The following is a 19603-nucleotide window of genomic DNA, read 5'->3' on the forward strand; positions in this document are numbered from 1 at the left end:
TTATAGACTCTTAGCAAAAATTTCTGCTGTTTTTTTCATCTCATCTAGCCAATTTTCTGGGAGCTGATCAATGCTTATGACCTTTGAGCCAGTCTCTTTTGCTACTAAATTCGCAGCCTTTGTTGGAAACTGCGGAGCCACGAAAATAACCTTTACGCCGTGCTCTTTAGCCTCTTCGATGAGCTCTTTTAGCTCAGCTGGCTTTGGCTCTTTACCCTCTATCTCGATAGCGATTTGCTCTAAATTATAACGTTTTGCAAAATACCCCCAAGATGGGTGATATACGATAAATTCGCGAGTTTTAACATCTTTTAGAGTATTTTTGATAAAGCTATCAAGCTCGTCAAGATTAGCTTTAAATTTAGCTAAATTTTCCTCATAGAGCTTTGCATTTTGCGGGAATTTCTCTATTAATGCCTTAGCAATATTATCAGCTTGGGTTTTTACTAAAACCGGATCAAGCCAAATGTGCGGATCAAGGCCATCATGATGATGGTGATGATGCTCGCCAGCTTCGTGGTCATGGTCATGATGCTCGTGATGCTCATGTTTATGCTCGCCCTCGTGCTTGTGCTCGTGATGTTCATGATGTTCATGATGTTCATGATGCTCGTGTTCATCGCTCATAGCTATCTTTTCGATACCTTCTTGTGTTTTTATAATGCGTAAATTTTTAAAAGATTTTGAAAAACGCTCTAGCCAAGTATCTTCAAATTCAATACCAATAGCAAAGTAAAGTTCGCTCTTTTCAAGCTCCTTCATCTGTTTTGGCTTTGGCTCATAAGTGTGCGGATCAGCACCTTTGCCAACCATTGTATTTACGCTTAGTGTATCACCAGCGATCTGCTCAACAAAAAATTTTGTAGGCAATATACTTGTCGTAACAACTGGCTTTGCAAAAAGCGACAAAGCGCAAACTGCTAAAAAAACAAAAATCTTTCTCACCATCTCTCCTTTATTTGAAAAAATATTGCGGAAGTTTAGCAAATTGCAACTTGGTTGCAACTTAAAGAACAAAAGCCTAAATATAGTGCTTTTTAAATGAAATTTAAAACTTTTAGCGTTAATATACAAAAAATAAAAAGGGCAAGGATGAATGCAAGAAATTTCTTAGAAGAGCATAGTATCAAGGCAACTACTTTTCGCATAAAGCTCGTTGAAATTTTGCAAAATGCCAAAACTCCATTAAGTTATGATGAAATTTTAGAAAGCCTTAATGCAAATAAAACCACTTTTTATAGAAGCATAGAAATTTTTGAAAAAAAAGGCCTTGTCATAAAAACTGAAAACAATCATAAAAGCTACTACGAACTAGCAAATGAGGCAAAAGCGTACTTTATCTGCGATATCTGTCATAAAGTCACAAACATCGATATGCCCCATCTAAACGTCGCTAAAAATATAAAAAGCGCCGTGATAAAAGGCGTTTGTGATGAGTGTGATCACGAGTAAAGAGCGATGACCTCAGCTGGAATGGCTTTTGGGCGATTTGTTTTTAGATCAACGTAAACAAACTCGGTCTTGCCAGTTGCTATTAGCTCGCCATCTTTTTTAAACTCAAAGTATCTACAAGAAGTCGCCTTGCCCTCAGCTTGCGTGTAAGTGTGGATTTCTATCTCATCCATTAATTTTACGCTTTTTATATATTTGGCTTCATTTTTTCTAATGAGCCAGATCTCGCCTCTTTTATACTGCGCCTCAACCGTATCGCCAACCGCGGCAGAGTGTGCGAATGCAGCCTCTTGCATAAGAGTAAAATAATAGACATTATTCATGTGTCCGTGCATATCAATGGCTTGTGGAGGGATTATTACTTTGTAGATAAAATCTTTCATTTATGGCCTTTTTTGCTAGAATTATAACCAAAAATAAGGAGCTAAAATGCAAAATTTATGGGATAAAAAGGCGTCAAATTATCAAAGGTTTGATGGCAAAGTAAGTGCTATTCAGCAACAAATTTTTGCTAAAGCCTTAGCTTGGGGAGTTGATTTTAGCGGTAAAGAAATTCTTGATATAGGTTGTGGTACCGGTGTTTGGACGATATTTTTATCAAAAACCGCAAAAAATATAACAGGTATCGATAGCTCAAAAAATATGATAGAAATTTTAAATGAAGATGCTAAAAGATTTGGGGTGACAAATTTAACTAGCGAGGTTTGCTCGTGGAGAGAATTTAAGCCCGCAAAGCGCTTTGATATCGCCATTTGCACGATGAGTCCAGCGATTGCTAGCGATGAAGATTTTGCTAAATTTCATAGTATCGCAAAACAAAAACTCTATCTTGGCTGGGATAAGCCTAGAAGCTCTGATCTGCTAGAGCCATTTTTTAAAAAATTTGGCCGAACGCTCTCGCAAAAAAATGTTGTAAATAGGCTTGAAGCGTGGCTAAATAAGCAAGGGATCGCTTATAAGAGTGAAATTTTAAACGAAACAAGGATCGCAAGACGAAGCGTGAAGGAAGCTGCTGAGAACATCTGCTGGCACCTTGAGATAAATGGAGCTAAAAACTACGATGAAAAGGCGGTTTTAGCGATGTTAAAAGAGAGATTTGACGGCGACTTTATAGATGAAAAGATAGAGTCGCAGATGAAGCTTTTTGTCTTTTAAGCTAGTTTTAACCTAGAGAAAAATTTTTTACCAAATTCGCTAAAAATAACTCCAAAGATTATTAAGATCGCGCCAAAAATTTGTATGAGTGTTAGCATTTCGCCAGCAAAAAAATAGCCGATAAAGCCAGCAGAGACTGGCTCAAGGCAGAAAAATAAAGCTGCTTTACTAGCCGTTGTATATCTTTGAGCGATCGTTTGCACAAAGTAGCAAAATATGGTGCCAATCACTGTTGTGATAAATATCGCTATGAAAAATTCCCTGTCAAAATTTGGCACCACACTACCTTCAATAAATGCAAAGACAAATGAGAGTAAAGAGACGGTGAGAAATACCACAAATACAAGCAAATAAAGCTCGCACTTTCTTACAAAGTGGCCATTTAAGCTTGTGTAAAGTGCGTAAAATATGGCACAAAGTAGGGCAAGTGCCTCGCCGCTCCCAAGTGCTAGCGTGGCGCCACTTAAGAGCCAAAGCCCAAAAATGGCAACAAGCGCACCAAAAATAGCAAAAACGGTTATTTTATTTTTAAAAATGAGTGCTGTCATAAAAGGCACAATCACACACTCAAGCCCTGTAATAAAGGCAACACTTGAGCTAAAAGTAAGCTTTAGAGCGTAAGTTTGAGCAACAAATGAGCCAAAGAGAACTACGCCAAGGATAGTGCCATAAACCACACTTTTTTTATCAAAAATTTTAGAAAATTTAAATGCTATAAGCCCCATAAAGATAGCAGAAATAAAAAATCTACAAAAGAGCATGACAAAGACACTATTTGTTTTTAGTGCATTTGCCATAGGTAAAAACGTAGCGCCCCAAACGATGGCAACTACGATGAGTGCGATGTCGGCTCTGTTTTGTGCGCTTAAATTTTTCATTTAAAGATCGAGTCTAGCACCTTTTTACCACTATCTAGGCCAAAGCCACTTCTTAGCCCTTTTTCCTTCTCGCTCATCACGTTAAATAGCCCATCTAGCGTCTTTCTTGTGATATATGCATTTAGGTCCTCGCCGTCATCTGGTACATACTCGCTTGCACCTAAATTTTTAGCTAGGCTCTTTACCGATTTTATCGTTTCATTATTTTTTGCTGAGCCGACGATGAAAGAATTTAGCCCATTATAGGCGGTTGCAAAGCTATTATCACTCATCATTTTTTCAATTATCGGTGTAAAAGCCGCCTTTAGCTTTTGACTTGAGCTTTGCTGCAAATATTTCGTAACGCTGTCACTGCCGCCGTTAAAGAGCTTTTTGACATCTGCTTCGCTCATATTTTTTATGCTTTCGCTAAAAATTTCAGCAGCCTTTGGCACGGCCGTGGTCGCAGCGTTGTTTATCGACTTGCTAAGGTCCTGCGCCCACTTCTCGCCGCCTACTTTTTTGGCTAAATTTGACGCCATCTCAAGGCTTTTTGGGAGCGGAATTTTAGCTGTGGCATTGTTTATAAAGCCCTCTTTTGAAAGCTCGCTAACAGCGGCATTTAGTGCCTCGCTAACTAGGCTTTTATAATCGCCACTTGATGCGTGAGTGGCTATTTTGACGCCTTTATTTATCATATCGTCCATGCTTGCGGCTTGTAAATTTAAAGCAAGCGCGCCACAAAGAATAACAAGAGATCTTTTCATATTCTCTCCTTTTTTAAATTTAAAGCAAAATCATACAAAAAATATCTAAACACTTAAAATAAATTTAATCTTTTTGCACTAGAATTCACCCTTTTTCTAAAGGGAGATTATGCAACTTTTACTTCTTAGCTTTGCTCTTAGTATGGATAGTGCGGCACTAAATATGGCAAATGGCGCAAGATATAAAAATTTAGCTCTTAATAAAATTTTATTTATTGCTTTTATGCTTGGCTTTTTTCAGTTTCTTATGCCGCTTCTTGGCTATTTTTTAGGTATTAGCTTTGCAAAATTTATAAGCTCGGTTGATCATTTTATTGCATTTTTTATACTTTGCTTTCTTGGTTTTAGAATGTTTAAAGAGGCCTGCAGCAAAGAGGAGTGTGAGTATCTTAAGATAGGATTTAAGACCATTTTGTATGGGGCGTTTGCTACTAGTGTGGATGCGCTTGCCGTTGGCGTCACACTTAGCTTTGAAGAGATAAACATCTTTCAAAGCTCGCTCATCATCGGTGTAGTCTGCTTTGCATTAAGCCTGATTGCTTTTTATATAGGTAAATTTATGGGTGAAATTTTAGAGAAAAAGGCACTCTTTTTGGGAGGAGCGATATTAATTTTTCTAGGTTTTAAAATTTTAATAACACATTTAATTGAAAGCGGCACAGTCCAGTAAAATTTAAAATAACAATTAAAAATAATATTTAAGATTAACTATATTTTAAAGCTTATATGGATAAGATTTTGATTTTTAGAAGTGGTGACCCATACGAGACTCGAACTCGTGTTACCGCCGTGAAAGGGCGATGTCCTAACCGCTAGACGAATGGGCCACGTGTCGGTTATGAAGTTGGGATTATATTTCTTTTATACTTAATTTTAGATTAATAAGGAAAAATTTTTGAAAAATTTTTTATTTACTTTGTTGTCTGTTTTTATTTTTACAGGTTGCGTAGCTACCAAAACGCCGCAAAATTCACAAGCTTTTCAAGTTACTTTATTTTCGCCGATGATCAAGATAAATGATGTTGGATTTTTCCATAAATATAAAAATGAGCTAAATTTACAAATTTATAGCTCTGGCGTAAACACCGCAAACATAAGCATAAGAGATAAAATTTGCATAAATAATGCTTGTTTTAACAAGACTGAGTTTAATGAGAAATTTTTTCTAGCCCCGCATTATGAGAGCCTTTTTGAAGAAATTTTGCAAAAAGAAAAGATTTATGATGGCAAAGGCTTGTTGAATACGGAGTGTGGTTTTAGCCAAGATCTAAGTTCATATTTTATAAAATACGAGGTTTGCGACAACTACGTCAAATTTATAGATAGCAAAAATAAAATAAGAGTGATAATAAAAGAGTTAAAATGAGATACATCGGAGCTCACGTAAGTGCTGCTGGGGGCGTGTTTAATGCACCTTTAAATGCTGCAAAAATAGGAGCAAATGCCTTTGCGCTTTTTACAAAAAATCAACGCCAGTGGAATGCAAAAGAGCTAAGTATAAGCGAAATAGAGCAGTTTAAGGAAAATCTAAAAATTTCTGGCATAAGTACAAAGCATGTTTTGCCACACAGTAGCTACTTGATAAATTTAGGCCATCCGGATGAGGAGGCAAGAGTAAAGTCGCTTGAAGCCTTTGTGGATGAGATAGATCGCGCCAGTAAGCTTGGGCTAGAGCTTTTAAATTTTCATCCAGGCTCACATCTAAAACAAATAAGCGAAAAAGAGTGCTTAGATAATATCGTAAGCTGCATGAACGTGGCACTTAAGCGCACAAGTAGCGTAAAGCTAGTCATCGAAAATACAGCCGCACAAGGCTCAAATTTAGGCTTTAGTTTTAAGCAGATCGCTTATTTGATAGAACGAGTAGACGATGAGAGTAGGGTTGGTGTTTGCTTTGATACCTGTCACGCATTTGCTGCTGGATATGATCTAAGAAGTAAAGAGGCCTACGCTAAAACTATGGGGGAATTTGATGCGATCATTGGCTATAAATTTTTATTTGGCATGCATTTAAATGATGCAAAATTTGGACTTGGCTCAAAAAAAGATAGACACGAGAGTCTTGGCAAGGGTGAGCTTGGATTTAGTGCTTTTAAAAATATAATAAATGATGATAAAATAGGCGAAATTCCTTTAATATTAGAGACGATTGACGAGAGTATTTGGGAAGATGAGATAAAAATTTTAAGAAATTTCGAAAAGGAAAAACTATGAAAAAAGTGCTATTAAGCATTATTATGGCATCTACTTTGCTAAATGCTGGAGGTTATAAGGTTCCTGAGCAAAGTGCTGATTCTTTAGGTCTTGCTGCTAGTAACGTAGCCTTTAGTTTTGGAGCTGATGCGGCGTATTTTAACCCTGCAAATATGATGTTTTTAGATGGACGCCATCACATAGAAGGTACCCTTGGCTGGTTTCATATAAATAAGCTCGAGTTTAAAAGTGATAGTGGCAAAAGCTATAGATCAGAAAAATTTGACTCACTAGCTGGTACATTTAGTTTTGTAACGCCAGAAATTTATGAAAACTGGAAATTTGGTTTAGCTCTTGCCGTTCCTGCTGCTGTTGGTGTATCATGGGAGGATCCAGCTACCGCATTTACTGCTAAAAGGTTTAAGCTGCAAGTTGTTGAGCTAAATCCAACCGTGGCTTACCGCATAAACGATAAGCTCGCCGTTGCTCTTGGTGCTAGAGGTGTTTACACCAAAGGTAAGATAGCAAGTGACTTTGGACAGATAGGCTACAGAGAGATAAAAGGCGATGGTATGGGCTATGGCTACAATGTTGCGCTTACTTATAGACCTATTGAGGATTTGAGCTTTGCTGTTACTTACCGCTCAAATGTAAATTTAGACCTCAAAGGCCATACAGATGCTGATTTTAACGGAGCGCTATCTCCTATAAGCTATCATGGCAAAACAAAAGTTGAGATCCCACTTCCTGCACAGCTTGTACTTGCAACTGGATATAAATTTAGCGACTTTACTCTTTTACTAGCTTTTGAGAGGACGTATTGGTCTAAATTTAAAGGCTATGACTTTGAATACATGGATAAAGGTCCAGCTCACTCGCATCCAGCTTTTGCAAGATTCATGGACGATCCAGTTATTAAAAACGCAAAAGATACAAATACATATAGACTAGGTCTTGCCTACGACGTAAATGAAAAATTTAGACTAATGGCTGGCTTTGCTTATGATGAAGACATTACAAGTAGTAAGCATACTGGCTTAGAGCTTCCAAATACTACGTCTAAGGTATATTCTTTTGGAGTAAATTATAAATTTACACCAAATCTTGAAATGGCGCTTGGATATGTTTATCAACACCGTGATAAGAAGCGTGCGACAGGTATTACCAACAGTATTGCTACAAAAATGTCAGGGGAATTTGATACTGGTACGATCCAAATCCTTGGTACGACTTTTAAATATACATTTTAGTTAGGGTCAATAATGCGATACTCTTATAATAATTTTTATGAAATTTTAACCAAAGTAGCAAAGGAAAATCCAAATCAAGTAGTTCTTTTTGAAGAAAAAGAGAAGCTAAAATATCGCGAATTAAAGCAAAATGTCGATAAAGTGGCGGCTTATTTGCAGCTTGCTGGAGTAAAATTTGGTGATAAAGTAGCTATGGCGGTTACAAACTCGAAAGAATTTATTATTTCATACCTTGCGATAACCGCAATAGGCGGCATTGCAGTGCCTATGAATACTTTTTTAAAAGCAAACGAGTTTGAATATATCATAAATGATTGCGGCGCAAAGGTGCTTTTTGCGTCTAGCTCGCTTGCAAAAGAGTTAATCGCATTAAATGAGCTTGAAATTTTAAGAAAGATAATCTGGATCGGAGCAATACCAAAGAAACTTCAAAGTGCTTCAAAAGATGAATATATAGACACTGACGAAGAGTATGGCGAGAGCGCGTATCTCACTTCAACACCTCAAATTTCAAAAGAGGATATGAGCAAGGGCTATGAAAATAATGGCCTTGTTAAAAACATAAATTTTACAGAAACTCTAAATCATAAATACGCTCTTAGTATCACAAAGTATCCGGTAATAGATGATTTAATGCATATAATTTACACTTCAGGCACTACTGGCAAGCCAAAAGGCGCGATGATAAGCTATAAAAATATCTTTTCAAATTTAATTGGAGCTCATGATCGTTTCATAGTAAAAAAAAGTGATCGTTTCATAGTCTTTTTACCGATGTTTCATAGTTTTACGCTAACTGCAATGGTGTTGCTTCCGATATTTGCGAGCGCTTCGATGGTTCTTGTAAAATCAGTATTTCCATTTTCAAATGTACTAAAACAAACTTTACTAAAGCGTGTAACTGTATTTTTGGGAATCCCAGCCATCTATACAGCTATCGGTAAGGCAAAAATTCCTTGGTATTTTAGATGGTTTAACCGCATTAGATTATTTGTAAGCGGTGCAGCTCCGCTTGCAAAGCAGACGATAGATGACTTTAGAGTGAAATTTCCACGTGCAACACTTGTCGAGGGATATGGCCTTAGTGAATGCTCACCTGTCGTAGCTGCAAATTTATATGATAAACAAAAGCTTTTAAGTGTAGGGCCTGTGCTTGATGGCTATGAGGTAAAGATCGTAAATGATGAGATGATGGAGCTTCCAGTTGGCCAGATCGGCGAGATCATTGTAAAGGGCGACTGCGTCATGCAAGGCTACTATGGTATGCCAAGCATCACTGATGAGACCATAATAAACGGCTGGTTAAAGACCGGAGATCTTGGCAAAGTCGATGAAGAGGGCTTTATCTATATCGTTGATCGTAAAAAAGACCTCATCATATCAAAGGGCATTAACATCTATCCACGTGAGATCGAAGAGGTTATTTACAAACTTGAAGCAGTCGAAGCAACAGCGGTAATTGGCGTAAAAGACGTACATGCTGATGAAGAGGTTGTGGCGTTTATTCAGGTAAAAGATGGCATGGATCTTGATGAAAAAACAGTAAGAGAGCATTTGAAGAAAAATTTAGCGAATTTCAAGATACCAAAGAGTATCTATTTTGCCGAAGAGTTACCTAGAAATGCCACTGGTAAGGTGCTAAAACGTGTATTAAAAGAGCAGATAGAGCAGATGAAGGATAAATTTTAGTGAAATACTTGCTTGATTTTTTAAACCAGGACCTCAAAAAAAGCAAAATTTACGAGCTGATAAAGTGCGGCGACGAAGAGGGAGAAATTTTAAAATATCTAAGTAAAGCTTATGTGCAAGGAACGGCTAATATGAGCGTTTTTGAGCTACTTGGAGCAGTCTTTGGCACGCAAAATGAAAAGCAGCTTTTGTATCTAAAATTTATAAAAAATTTGCTTGATAGCGGTTGGATTGTACAAAATTATAGTCTTTTTAAAATACCTGAGAGCACACAAAGGGCTTCAGCTCAAGGGCTACTCTCGCTACTTCATTCTGAAATTTCTCTATCAGCCACATTTTTAAAAATTCTTGAAGATGGCAACGCTGATATAAATTTACCAGAGCTTACGCCATATGAGGATCATTTGGAGTATTTAAAAGATCAGTTTTTAAAGGTGGAGCTTTACTCAAAGGCTGCCATTTTTGGTGATGGCTCAAGTGATGCCAAAAAGCGAATCAACGAGCAAATTTCTGAGCTAATAAAGCGAATCAACGAGCGCGTCAAACTAAGTAAGATCAGCCTAAAAATAGAGCAAATTTTTAAAGAAAATTCGCTTAATGAAAAAGAGCAGATCATATTTTTAGCCCTTTTAAAAGAGGAGTATGCGGGCGACTTTGAAAACGGCCGCGACCTAAACACACTAGTTGGACTAATAAGCAAAGATGAGCTTGAACGCATCAAAAATCGCACTCTTTTAGAGGACGGCTCAAGGCTCATTGAAGGTGCGCTCATTGACTACGATGAGGTTTTAAATGCTTACGGCAACGTTAGCAAGAGCTTTTTTATAAATGAAGATATCTTGCAAAGCATAATGCACCCAAAAAACGATAAAAATAGCAAAAAAATCAAGATCGAAAGCCTAGTAAAAGAGCAAGAAATTTTTGAGCTAATAGAGCCAGTAACGAGCCTAGAAGACGTCGTGCTAAATGAGAAGACAAAGCAGCTTTTAAGCACAATACTAAAGCAAGTCGATAAAAAAGTGCTCGCTAGACTTAGCAGCTGGGGCATAAAAACTAGAAAAAATATAGACGCCAAGATCATTTTTTACGGCGAGCCTGGTACTGGTAAGACAATGAGTGCCGTTGGGCTTGCAAAGAGCCTAAAGAAGCAAATTCTAAGCTTTGACTGCTCAAAAATTTTAAGCAAATATGTCGGAGAGAGCGAGCAAAATGTAAGGAAAATTTTTGATACTTACAAAGAAATTTGCAAAAAAAGTGGCAGCGAGCCAGTGCTTTTGCTAAATGAGGCCGATCAGTTCTTAAGCACGAGAGTGGAGAGCTCGAGTGGGGCTGAGAAGATGCATAATCAAATGCAAAATATCTTTTTAGAGCAGATCGAGCGCTTTGAGGGTGTGCTGATCGCCACGACAAATTTCTTACAAAGCCTTGATGTGGCGTTTTCTAGAAGGTTTGATTATAAGATCGAGTTTAAAAAGCCTGATTATAACGGTAGACTTGCCATTTGGCGTAAAATTTTGCCTGAAAATGCGAGCTTTGAAGATGGCTTTAGCGTAGAAAAGCTGGCCGAGTTTAACCTAAGTGGCGCGCAGATCGTCCTTGCGCTAAAAAATACCGCTTTAAAAGTCGCCGTGCGTGAGGACGGAATATTTACGATGGGCGACTTTGAAAGCGAAATCAAACGCGAGATGAGCTCAAATTTCGGCGAGGATAAGAAAGTCGGATTTTAATATAAATATTATAAAGGAGTCGTTATGGTGGATGGAAAATTTAAATTTGATATGGTAGGGCAGGGTCTATTTTATTGGGGTATCCTTAATGTTAATGGTTGCCAAAATATTAATGATTGCCAATTTAGTTTCGTATATGACTGCGGAAGCACAAGCCAAACTAGAATTAACGAAAGAGTTAAAAGCTTCAAGAAAATACTAGGGCATAATAATGAGTTAGATATGCTTGTGATTTCGCACTTTGATAAAGACCATATGAATGGCATAAGTGAACTTCTAAGAGATACTAAAGTTAAAAATATTTTTATCCCATATTATCATCTAGATGATTACTTGCTTTTTGTATGTTTTATATACGGTTACGGCATAGCTGCAAACATAGGAAATATCATACTTGTTCCGTCGACAAACAATATGAATGGAGGTATTGGAATTTTAGGAGATGACTATATTGAATTACCACGCGCAAATGATATCCCAGGTAAAATGAAAATACCTAATAAAAATGTATTTATAAACAATAAAGAAGAATTTGATCTTAAGGAAATCTGGGAGTTTAAATTTTACAACGTAGAATTAAAATCCAAAGACTATGAAGGCATTGAAAGTGAGATAAAAAAGAAACTTGATGACTCTTCTTTAGAAGAATTTATCAAAAAACCTGGCTCAGAAAAAGAATTACAAGAAATTTACAAAAAATATATAAAAACTCACCACAACAATAGCAAACAAAATCAATCCAGCCTATGCTTATACCACGGCCCACGTGACGACCTAAGGCTATTAATGCGCCACCGTTGTATCTGTGGACTAAAATTAAGCCGTTATATCCATGATTTTTACCGGTTTTACGTTCGTAAATTAAGGTTTTGTGAATTAATGTCAAACGGTACTATTTTGACCGGCGATATATCACTAGTCGATAGCGCCTCCGATAAAGAAAAGCCATACTACGAGTCTTTTATACAATGTTTTGAAAACTATCTAAAAAGGACGGGCGTCTTTCAGATACCTCATCACGGCTCAAAAAATACTTGGAACAAACAAATACTAGAAGATTTTCCAAATTCTATTTTTGTAAATTCCGCCAGCGAAAATAACCACAACCATCCAGACAGAATAGTATTGTGCGATATATTAAATGTTGGTAGAAATATTAGATTCTCAAATGAGAGATATGGAGTATGTTATAAAATTTATTAGTAAATATAAAATAATTTTTTATGCTTTTGCTTATAAGCTTTATTCAATTTTAATAAAATAGTTAAATTGAGTTTTGAATTGCTAGACGAGTTTAAATTTATAAAAAGTCCAAAAACATGGATTAAAAACAAATCAGTAAAGGTAGTTTTATTTCAGTTTTTAAAATACTCTAATATACGATATTTAAGCGCCTTTAAGAACATGTCCAAGATAAGAAGTCTAATAATTTTTACACTTCGAGGAAAATTATAAGTAAGATATTATTTGACTTTGAAATTCTTACCATGTTAAATACTGTAAAAATAATTTACTGATTGATCTTATCTAGCAGCTCTTCGACCTCTTCAAGGGAAAAGGCTTCTTCTGAGCTTTGTTTCAAGAAATTTTCCATAAATTCTTTCTTTGAGATCGCAAGGTCAAGCTCCTTGTCGCTACCTTTTTGATAAGCACCGATGCGAAGCAAGACCTCGTTTTCTTTTAAAAGCGAGTAAAGGCGCTTAAATTTCATCGCATTTAGCTTATGCTCTTTGCTGATCACATCGCCCATGACACGCGAGGCTGAGTTTTGGATATTGATAGGTGGATAAATTCCAAAGTCTGTTAGCTCACGGCTTAGCACGATGTGTCCGTCTAGGATAGAGCGGCTTTGGTCAGCTATCGGATCGCTCATATCATCGCCTTCAACTAGCACGGTGAAAAATGCCGTGATACTGCCCTTACCCTCCTCTTTGCCAGCGCGCTCCATTAGCTGAGGTAAAAGTGTGAGCGAGCTTGGTGGATAACCCTTTGAGGTCGGTGGCTCGCCAAGCGCAAGGCCGATCTCACGCTGTGCCATCGCAAAACGAGTGACGCTATCCATGATGAAAAGCACGTCGTTGCCCTGCTGTTTGAAGTACTCAGCCACGCTCATCGCACAAAATGCGCCATATTTTCGCATGAGCGAGCTATCATCACTGGTTGCTACGATGATGACCGTGCCCTCTAGGTCGCCGCCTAGGTTTTTTTCGATAAATTCAGGCACCTCACGGCCACGCTCGCCTATTAGCGCGACTACTTTTATTGGTGCAAGTGTGTTTTTTACGATCATGCCCATGAGGGTTGATTTGCCCACGCCTGAACCTGCGAAAATTCCCAGTTTTTGCCCTTTACCACAAGTGAGCAGTCCATCTATCGTCTTTATCCCAACGCTAAAAGGCTCGTTTATAAGCCCCCTTTTCATCGCATCTATCGGCGCTCTCATGATCGGCATATACTCGGTCGTCTCGATCGCTCCTTTACCATCAATGGGCTTCATAAATGGATCAACCACGCGGCCTAGTAAATTTGGCCCCACCGGTATGCTCATGCCTTGATCGCTCTCATAGACGAAGTCGCCTATCCTAAAGCCCTCAACAAAGCCAAATGGGCTGATATAAGCGCCATCTGTCTTTATCTGCGTGACCATGCCAAGGCCATTTTTGCTCTTATCTTTTGCAACTATACGCACGATGTCACCGATGCTTGGACGAAGTCCGGTGATCTCTATAGTTGTAGCTGTGATTTTGGTTATGATGCCAAAGGTGTTTGAGAGTTTCACACCCTCTTTAAGCTTTAAATTTATATGCTCTAAGCTCAAAAATGCGTTTCCCTAGGAGAATTTATAAGCGAGAAAAATTCTCGCCTTGTGTCTGCGTTTTTGATAAAGCAGCCTCTAAGTGCTGAGGTCGTGGTGGTTGAGTTTATCTTTTGCACACCTCTCATCTCAACGCACATATGTCTAGCCTCGACGACGACTCCAACGCCTTTTGGAGCGATCACATCCTCAAGTGCTTTTGCGATCTGCTCAGTCATCTGCTCTTGAATTTGCAAGCGTCTTGCGTAGATATTTACCATGCGTGGAATTTTACTAAGGCCAACGACCTTGCCATTTGGGATGTAAGCCACATGCACACGGCCGATAATAGGTAACAAATGGTGCTCACAAAGACTGTAAAACTCAATATTTCGCATGAGAACCATTTCGTTGTTTGAGCTAGTAAATAGCGCATCGCCAAGCACCTCTTTTGGGTCTTGATCGTATCCGCTAGTTAGAAATTTAAAAGCTTTATAAACGCGCTCAGGGGTTTTAATAAGCCCCTCTCTGTTTGGATCCTCACCGATAATAGTTAGCATATTTTTAATCAAATTTTCAAAACTCTCTTGCATAAATTTTCTCCATAATTTTATTGCTAGATTCTACGTTAAAACGCCTTTTATATCTATAAAAATTTACAAATTTACAATGAAATAAGGAAAATTCTGCTATATTTTGGGCTAAAAATTTGTATTCATAAAGGAATTCGATGGAAATCAAAACAAAAGCTCTAGACAGCGTAAATACCCTAGCAAGCACGACTGTAAGTGCAGATGCTATAAAGTCTAGCGTAGAAAAGCTAGCAAAAAAAGCAGCAAAAACTATGAAAGTAGATGGCTTTAGACAAGGCCATGTGCCAGTCGCTGTTGTGCTAAAACGCTACGAGAAAGAGCTAACAAGCGACGCTGAGCAAGATGTCTTAAGAGATGTAGTAGAAGAGGCTATCAAACAAGCAGGCAAGAAAAATGATGATCTTATCGGCGAGCCTATCGTTTCAAAATTTGATAGAAAAGATGGTAAGATCGACGTTGAGCTAACAGTTTCATTTAAGCCAAGCGTTGATGTGAGCGGCTATGAGAGTTTAATACCTGAGTTTTCAAATCCACGTGTTTTGAAAAAAGATATCGATGAGAAAAAAACTGAACTTTTAAAAATGATAGCTCCACTTGAAAAAATTGATGGTAAAAGAGGCCTAAAGGTTGGCGATTTTGCCAAATTTGACTTTGAAGGCTTTGTTGATGGCGTTGCATTTGATGGTGGCAAGGCTGAAAACTATGTACTTGAGATCGGTTCAAATCAATTTATCCCAGGCTTTGAAGATGGTATGGTAGGCATAAAAGCTGGTGGCGAAAAAGATATTGAGGTTAAATTCCCAGAAAACTACGGCGCTACACATTTAGCTGGTAAAGACGCCGTTTTTAAAGTCAAACTTCATGAAATTCAAGAGAGAAAGATCCCTGAAAAACTAGATGAAGAGATGTTAAAAACTCTACTTCCAAATGAAGAAAAACCAACTGAAGAGCTACTTGATGAGCGTATAAAAGAGCAAATCCGCCAAGAGAAAATTTATAAACTTATAAACGATGAGCTTAAGCCAAAATTTGCTGAAGCTGCGGTCGAGAAAATTAAATTTGACGTGCCAAAAAATATTGTCGAGCAAGAGATCGATATGCAGTTTAGAAACGCATGGAGCTCATTTACTCCAGATGATATGAAAAAATTTAGAGAGGACAAAGATGCTCTTTCTAAAAAACGTGACGAGTTTAGAAAAGACGCTGAAAATAGCGTTCGTTTAACTTTCATTATCGATGAGCTAGCTCGCGTAAGAGGCGTGAAAGTAAGTGATCAAGAGGTTATTCAAGCGATCTATTTTGAGGCGTATAGAAGCGGACAAGATCCAAAAGCACACCTTGATATGTACCGCAACCAAGGCATGCTTCCAGCTATAAAGATGTCAATGATCGAAGAGAAGCTATTTAGCGAGCTTTTCAACAAAGAAAAAGACGAAAAAAAAGCAAGTAAAAAAGAGAAGGCCGAGTAATGAGCTATTACGTTCCTGTCGTAGTTGAAAGAACTAGTAGAGGTGAGCGAAGCTATGATATATATTCCCGTCTTTTAAAAGACAGGATCGTTATGCTAAGCGGTGAGATAGAAGACGGCATGGCCGCTTCTATCGTCGCTCAGCTGCTATTTTTAGAGGCTGAGGATCCAGATAAAGATATCTATCTATATATAAACTCACCAGGTGGCGTGATAACAAGTGGCTTTAGTATCTATGACACGATGAACTACATAAAGCCAGATGTTTGCACGATATGCATCGGTCAAGCGGCTAGCATGGGTGCATTTTTGCTAAGCTGTGGCGCACCAGGTAAAAGATATGCATTGCCAAATTCTCGCATCATGATACACCAACCCCTTGGCGGCGCTAGAGGACAAGCGACTGATATCGAGATACAAGCTCGTGAAATTTTGCGTATGAAAGAGATTTTAAATGGAATTTTGGCCAAAAATACAGGTCAGAAGCTAAGTAAGATCGTAAAAGATACTGAACGTGACTTTTTTATGAGTTCGGCCGAAGCCAAAGAGTACGGACTTGTTGATAAAATTTTGGAGAAAAGTTTTAAATAAGGCCCAAAGTGATAAAGATAGATAATGCACCAGACCCTAAGAAAAAAGCGGTTGAAGTAAAACATATTCTAGAAAAAGAAAAGGTAGATATCTACAGATTTTCAGAAAATGTTTTGCATGAATTAAGTGACGATAATGTTCCATCTACGCCAAACAATTACTCTATTTATTTTGAGAAAATGCTTGATGGACAGCCTGATGAATTTAGAAAAGAGATCGGTGATATGATAGTTATAAATTCCGAGATATCAGTACCATCAGGCAGTAATATCTCTATTGAAAAAGAGATAAAGCAAGGATTTATCCAGATAAAAAGTATGCTTCAAGCCGTGGTGCTAATCTATAAAAATTTAGGCATCATGAGAGGCCTAGTACAAAAGCGCATGGATGCACTCAAAAATAATACAAATATCCTAGCTCTTCAAAATGTTTTAAGCGCATTTAACCATGACCTAATAAAATTAAACAGCCTTATGGATAAGCATCTTGATGTCATTAAAGTAAGCTATGATGAAGTAGCCAAGGTGCTTAAATCTATTGAAGAGCAGTCGATTTACGATACTACATATGACGTCTATAATAAAAAATTTCTAGTAGCCACAGTACAAAGTGAAGTAGAAGCCGTTAAAAGATATGGCTATAACGCATCGTTTTTACTAGTAAGAGCAAAAGATAGATTTACAAATCGTGTTAAAAATTTAAAAGAGCGAAACAATATGTATAAAGCTATATCACAGCTTCTTTTAAGAACCTCTAGAAGAAGCGATATAGTAGCTCATTACGGTGATGGCTGTTTTGCTATGGTTATGAAATATACTGATGAAAATGGTACAAAACAAGCCGGTAGCAGAATTTTAAATATGCTTTCATCTATACCTTGGAAGATAGATGGTGAAGAGTGCAAGCTTGACATCCAAGTGGTTTCTAGCATGATAACAAAATCAAAAAGCGCTGAGGAACTAATCTCTTATTCTTTGGATCAATTGATGCTTACACAAGACGATGAACAGCCTATATTTTTAGGCGAAGAAGCAGGAGCAGAAGTTTGATCTTAGAGGTTTTATCTTATCCGAATAAAAAACTTTACGAAATTTCTAAAGAAGTTAAAAATTTCGATGAAGAGCTTCACAAGTTGCTTGATGATATGTATGATACGATGATAGCAAAAGAGGGCATTGGTCTTGCAGCCATTCAAGTAGGTGTTGCAAAGAGAATTTTTATCATAAATTTAGCCAACGAAGAGGGCGTACAAGATAGAGAAAATTTAATCGAGATCATAAACCCAAAATTTGAGCTACGTGAGGGCGAGTGTGTCTATCAAGAGGGCTGCCTTAGCGTACCTGGCTACTACGAGGACGTTAAGCGAAGTGAGGTCGTTAGCATCAAATTTCAAGACCGCTTTGGCAAAGAGCAGACCTTAAAAACTGACGGGCTACTAGCGATCGCTATCCAGCATGAAAACGACCACCTAGACGGACATCTTTTTATAGAAAAAATAGGCTTTAACAAACGTAAAAAATTCGACAAGGAATACAAAAAGCAAAAAAAAGAAAAAGCTTCATGAAGTCTTTAAGATGTGCTACTTACGGCGATGGGCTAAAGATAATTGACGTTGAGTCTATCTTCTCTCGTGGGCTTCCTGGCTTTAGTATTGTGGGTCTTGCAAGCACCAGTATCAAAGAGAGCACAGAGCGTGTAAAGGCGGCACTTTTAGCGCTTGACTTTGCCTTTCCGGCTCAGAAAATAACCATAAATTTATCTCCCTCAGACCTGCCAAAAAGTGGCTCACACTTTGATCTAAGTATCGCACTTCTCATCGCTCTTCAAAAGGCAAAAAGCTTAGAAAAAATTTTTGTTTTTGGCGAGCTTGGGCTTGATGGCAGCGTAAAAAGCACGGCAAATTTGTTTTCGATCCTACTTTTTTTAAGCACGCAGGTGCAAAAGGCAAAAATTTTAGTGCCTAGTGAGATAGCCGCAAAAGCCTCAATGATCCCAAATTTAGAGGTTTATGGCGTTAGCACACTAGAAGAGGCGATCAAGTTTTTTAGTGACGCAGAATTTGCTAAAAGCACGCATTTTAACGCTACGCACGAGCTATTTTCAAATGTGATAGAAGTTGGCGGCAAAAGATATGTTCCAAATTTAAATTACGAGCTTGATTTTAAGGACGTTTTGGGTCAGGATCGCGCCAAAAGAGCCTGCGTTATTGCAGCCGTTGGCATGCATAATATTTTATTTGAAGGCAGCCCAGGTAGCGGCAAGAGCATGTGCGCAAAACGCCTCGTCTATATCATGGCACCACAAAGCCTAGAAGAGGTGCTAAAGTCCGCCGCCTACCGCTCGCTAAACCTGCAAGATAGCGAATTTACAAGCACTAGAGCCTTTCGCTCGCCGCATCACACCTCGACTAAAAGCTCGATCTTTGGCGGAGGCTCAAACGTCGCAAAGATCGGTGAGATCGCACTTGCAAATGGCGGAGTGCTATTTTTTGATGAGTTCCCACACTTTGCTAAACAGGTGATAGAAAGCCTCAGAGAGCCACTTGAAGATAATCAAATCCACATCGCAAGGGTAAATTCAAAAGTGACTTATGAGACTAAATTTATCTTCGTCGCGGCGCAAAATCCCTGCCCATGTGGAAATTTATTCTCACGCAATTTAAACTGCAAATGCAGCGAAAATGAGATAAAAAACTACAAAGCCAAAATTTCAGCCCCAGTGCTTGACCGCATTGATCTAAAGGTCGCGATGGACGAGAGCTCTCCAAGCGAAAAGGCTAGTTTGAGCTCGCAGCAGATGAGCGAGATGGTTTTAAAAGCCTTTATATTTCAAAAAAAGCGTGATCAAGATGAGCTAAATGGCAAGCTTAGTGACGCGCAGGTGGCTAAATTTTGCACGCTAAATGCCGAGGCAAGTGAAATTTTACAAAAGGCCACCACGAAGTACAACCTCTCTCAAAGGGGCATAAAAAGGACGCTTAGAGTGGCTAGAAGCATCGCCGATCTTGATGAGAGTGAGCAAATTTTAAAGCCGCACATCCTAGAGGCGCTTAGTTTTAGGGCATAGA

The 19603-nt window shown here is 38.2% G+C and carries 20 protein-coding genes and 1 tRNA gene; 14 read left to right on the forward strand and 7 right to left on the reverse strand.

Annotation, left to right across the window (positions count from 1 at the left end; translation table 11 throughout):
* Nucleotides 1-945 (reverse strand): metal ABC transporter solute-binding protein, Zn/Mn family, encoded by a 945-nt coding sequence (locus CVT15_RS00700; protein WP_103577289.1) that lies wholly within the window; start codon nt 943-945, stop codon nt 1-3.
* Nucleotides 946-1092: 147 nt separating this feature from the next.
* Between CVT15_RS00700 and CVT15_RS00705 the strand changes: the two genes are divergently transcribed.
* The gene (locus CVT15_RS00705; protein WP_072594097.1) at nt 1093-1452 is read left to right on the forward strand and encodes a Fur family transcriptional regulator; all 360 of its coding nucleotides are present in this window, start codon (nt 1093-1095) and stop codon (nt 1450-1452) included.
* Here CVT15_RS00705 and CVT15_RS00710 read toward each other — a convergent pair.
* Nucleotides 1443-1835: an acyl-CoA thioesterase gene (locus CVT15_RS00710; protein WP_103577290.1), complete on the reverse strand. Its 393-nt coding sequence runs from the start codon at nt 1833-1835 to the stop codon at nt 1443-1445. The genes CVT15_RS00705 and CVT15_RS00710 overlap by 10 nt on opposite strands.
* 46 nt (nt 1836-1881) lie before the next feature.
* Between CVT15_RS00710 and CVT15_RS00715 the strand changes: the two genes are divergently transcribed.
* Nucleotides 1882-2607 carry a class I SAM-dependent methyltransferase gene (locus CVT15_RS00715; RefSeq protein ID WP_103577291.1) on the forward strand — a complete coding sequence of 242 codons (726 nt, stop codon included), beginning with the start codon at nt 1882-1884 and terminating at the stop codon, nt 2605-2607.
* Here the strand turns inward: CVT15_RS00715 and CVT15_RS00720 are convergent.
* Both CVT15_RS00720 and CVT15_RS00725 read right to left on the reverse strand, forming a co-directional pair.
* Nucleotides 2604-3485: a DMT family transporter gene (locus CVT15_RS00720; RefSeq protein ID WP_103577292.1), complete on the reverse strand. Its 882-nt coding sequence runs from the start codon at nt 3483-3485 to the stop codon at nt 2604-2606. The two genes, CVT15_RS00715 and CVT15_RS00720, sit on opposite strands and share 4 nt — an antisense overlap.
* A complete protein-coding gene (locus tag CVT15_RS00725; RefSeq protein ID WP_103577293.1) occupies nt 3482-4231 on the reverse strand; it encodes a DUF4197 domain-containing protein in 750 nt (249 codons plus the stop codon). The genes CVT15_RS00720 and CVT15_RS00725 overlap by 4 nt, the downstream gene beginning before the upstream one ends.
* 109 nt (nt 4232-4340) lie before the next feature.
* On the opposite strand from CVT15_RS00725, the gene CVT15_RS00730 reads away from it, so the two are divergent.
* Nucleotides 4341-4901, forward strand: a complete 561-nt coding sequence (locus CVT15_RS00730; protein ID WP_107898199.1) for a manganese efflux pump MntP family protein — start codon at nt 4341-4343, stop codon at nt 4899-4901.
* An 82-nt stretch (nt 4902-4983) separates the two neighbouring features.
* Here CVT15_RS00730 and CVT15_RS00735 read toward each other — a convergent pair.
* Nucleotides 4984-5058, reverse strand: a tRNA-Glu gene (locus CVT15_RS00735).
* 68 nt (nt 5059-5126) lie between these two features.
* On the opposite strand from CVT15_RS00735, the gene CVT15_RS00740 reads away from it, so the two are divergent.
* Genes CVT15_RS00740 through CVT15_RS00765 form a run of 6 tightly spaced genes read left to right on the forward strand, consistent with a single transcriptional unit; the run spans nt 5127 to nt 12293 of the window.
* A complete protein-coding gene (locus tag CVT15_RS00740) occupies nt 5127-5597 on the forward strand; it encodes a hypothetical protein (protein WP_103576560.1) in 471 nt (156 codons plus the stop codon).
* Nucleotides 5594-6445 (forward strand): deoxyribonuclease IV, encoded by an 852-nt coding sequence (nfo, locus tag CVT15_RS00745; RefSeq protein ID WP_103576561.1) that lies wholly within the window; start codon nt 5594-5596, stop codon nt 6443-6445. Before CVT15_RS00740 ends, nfo begins: the two co-directional genes overlap by 4 nt.
* Entirely contained in the window at nt 6442-7674 is a 1233-nt protein-coding gene (locus CVT15_RS00750) for an OmpP1/FadL family transporter (protein ID WP_103576562.1), read from the forward strand. The genes nfo and CVT15_RS00750 overlap by 4 nt, the downstream gene beginning before the upstream one ends.
* A 12-nt stretch (nt 7675-7686) precedes the next feature.
* Complete coding sequence (locus CVT15_RS00755) at nt 7687-9363, forward strand: fatty acid--CoA ligase (RefSeq protein ID WP_103576563.1); 1677 nt, start codon at nt 7687-7689, stop codon at nt 9361-9363.
* Nucleotides 9363-11090: an AAA family ATPase gene (locus CVT15_RS00760; protein WP_103576564.1), complete on the forward strand. Its 1728-nt coding sequence runs from the start codon at nt 9363-9365 to the stop codon at nt 11088-11090. Before CVT15_RS00755 ends, CVT15_RS00760 begins: the two co-directional genes overlap by 1 nt.
* A 24-nt stretch (nt 11091-11114) precedes the next feature.
* Nucleotides 11115-12293 carry a hypothetical protein gene (locus CVT15_RS00765; protein ID WP_103576565.1) on the forward strand — a complete coding sequence of 393 codons (1179 nt, stop codon included), beginning with the start codon at nt 11115-11117 and terminating at the stop codon, nt 12291-12293.
* 307 nt (nt 12294-12600) lie between these two features.
* Here the strand turns inward: CVT15_RS00765 and fliI are convergent, their stop codons facing one another.
* Together fliI and folE are read right to left on the reverse strand one after the other, a co-directional pair.
* On the reverse strand, nt 12601-13893 hold the full coding sequence (gene fliI / locus CVT15_RS00770; protein ID WP_374057405.1) for a flagellar protein export ATPase FliI: 1293 nt from the start codon (nt 13891-13893) through the stop codon (nt 12601-12603).
* 11 nt (nt 13894-13904) lie between these two features.
* Nucleotides 13905-14477 (reverse strand): GTP cyclohydrolase I FolE, encoded by a 573-nt coding sequence (gene folE / locus CVT15_RS00775; RefSeq protein ID WP_087586753.1) that lies wholly within the window; start codon nt 14475-14477, stop codon nt 13905-13907.
* A gap of 137 nt (nt 14478-14614) precedes the next feature.
* On the opposite strand from folE, the gene tig reads away from it, so the two are divergent.
* Genes tig through CVT15_RS00800 form a run of 5 tightly spaced genes read left to right on the forward strand, consistent with a single transcriptional unit; the run spans nt 14615 to nt 19602 of the window.
* A complete protein-coding gene (tig, locus tag CVT15_RS00780; RefSeq protein ID WP_087586754.1) occupies nt 14615-15946 on the forward strand; it encodes a trigger factor in 1332 nt (443 codons plus the stop codon).
* Entirely contained in the window at nt 15946-16536 is a 591-nt protein-coding gene (clpP, locus tag CVT15_RS00785; RefSeq protein ID WP_054196008.1) for an ATP-dependent Clp endopeptidase proteolytic subunit ClpP, read from the forward strand. The genes tig and clpP overlap by 1 nt, the downstream gene beginning before the upstream one ends.
* Nucleotides 16537-16544: 8 nt before the next feature.
* A complete protein-coding gene (locus tag CVT15_RS00790) occupies nt 16545-17585 on the forward strand; it encodes a GGDEF domain-containing protein (protein ID WP_087586755.1) in 1041 nt (346 codons plus the stop codon).
* On the forward strand, nt 17582-18100 hold the full coding sequence (def, locus tag CVT15_RS00795) for a peptide deformylase (RefSeq protein ID WP_087586756.1): 519 nt from the start codon (nt 17582-17584) through the stop codon (nt 18098-18100). The genes CVT15_RS00790 and def overlap by 4 nt, the downstream gene beginning before the upstream one ends.
* Nucleotides 18097-19602 carry a YifB family Mg chelatase-like AAA ATPase gene (locus CVT15_RS00800; RefSeq protein WP_107898198.1) on the forward strand — a complete coding sequence of 502 codons (1506 nt, stop codon included), beginning with the start codon at nt 18097-18099 and terminating at the stop codon, nt 19600-19602. The genes def and CVT15_RS00800 overlap by 4 nt, the downstream gene beginning before the upstream one ends.
* Nucleotide 19603 lies beyond the last annotated feature (1 nt).

Origin of the sequence: Campylobacter concisus, assembly GCF_003048595.2 — a bacterium.
Classification (GTDB): domain Bacteria; phylum Campylobacterota; class Campylobacteria; order Campylobacterales; family Campylobacteraceae; genus Campylobacter_A; species Campylobacter_A concisus_L.

Coding starts and splice junctions, on each gene's coding strand:
- CVT15_RS00705 (WP_072594097.1), top strand. CDS start 1,093: ATGAATGCAAGAAATTTCTTAGAAGAGCATAGTATCAAGGCAACTACT.
- CVT15_RS00710 (WP_103577290.1), bottom strand. CDS start 1,835: ATGAAAGATTTTATCTACAAAGTAATAATCCCTCCACAAGCCATTGAT.
- CVT15_RS00715 (WP_103577291.1), top strand. CDS start 1,882: ATGCAAAATTTATGGGATAAAAAGGCGTCAAATTATCAAAGGTTTGAT.
- CVT15_RS00720 (WP_103577292.1), bottom strand. CDS start 3,485: ATGAAAAATTTAAGCGCACAAAACAGAGCCGACATCGCACTCATCGTA.
- CVT15_RS00725 (WP_103577293.1), bottom strand. CDS start 4,231: ATGAAAAGATCTCTTGTTATTCTTTGTGGCGCGCTTGCTTTAAATTTA.
- CVT15_RS00730 (WP_107898199.1), top strand. CDS start 4,341: ATGCAACTTTTACTTCTTAGCTTTGCTCTTAGTATGGATAGTGCGGCA.
- nfo (WP_103576561.1), top strand. CDS start 5,594: ATGAGATACATCGGAGCTCACGTAAGTGCTGCTGGGGGCGTGTTTAAT.
- CVT15_RS00750 (WP_103576562.1), top strand. CDS start 6,442: ATGAAAAAAGTGCTATTAAGCATTATTATGGCATCTACTTTGCTAAAT.
- CVT15_RS00755 (WP_103576563.1), top strand. CDS start 7,687: ATGCGATACTCTTATAATAATTTTTATGAAATTTTAACCAAAGTAGCA.
- CVT15_RS00765 (WP_103576565.1), top strand. CDS start 11,115: ATGGTGGATGGAAAATTTAAATTTGATATGGTAGGGCAGGGTCTATTT.
- folE (WP_087586753.1), bottom strand. CDS start 14,477: ATGCAAGAGAGTTTTGAAAATTTGATTAAAAATATGCTAACTATTATC.
- tig (WP_087586754.1), top strand. CDS start 14,615: ATGGAAATCAAAACAAAAGCTCTAGACAGCGTAAATACCCTAGCAAGC.
- clpP (WP_054196008.1), top strand. CDS start 15,946: ATGAGCTATTACGTTCCTGTCGTAGTTGAAAGAACTAGTAGAGGTGAG.
- CVT15_RS00800 (WP_107898198.1), top strand. CDS start 18,097: ATGAAGTCTTTAAGATGTGCTACTTACGGCGATGGGCTAAAGATAATT.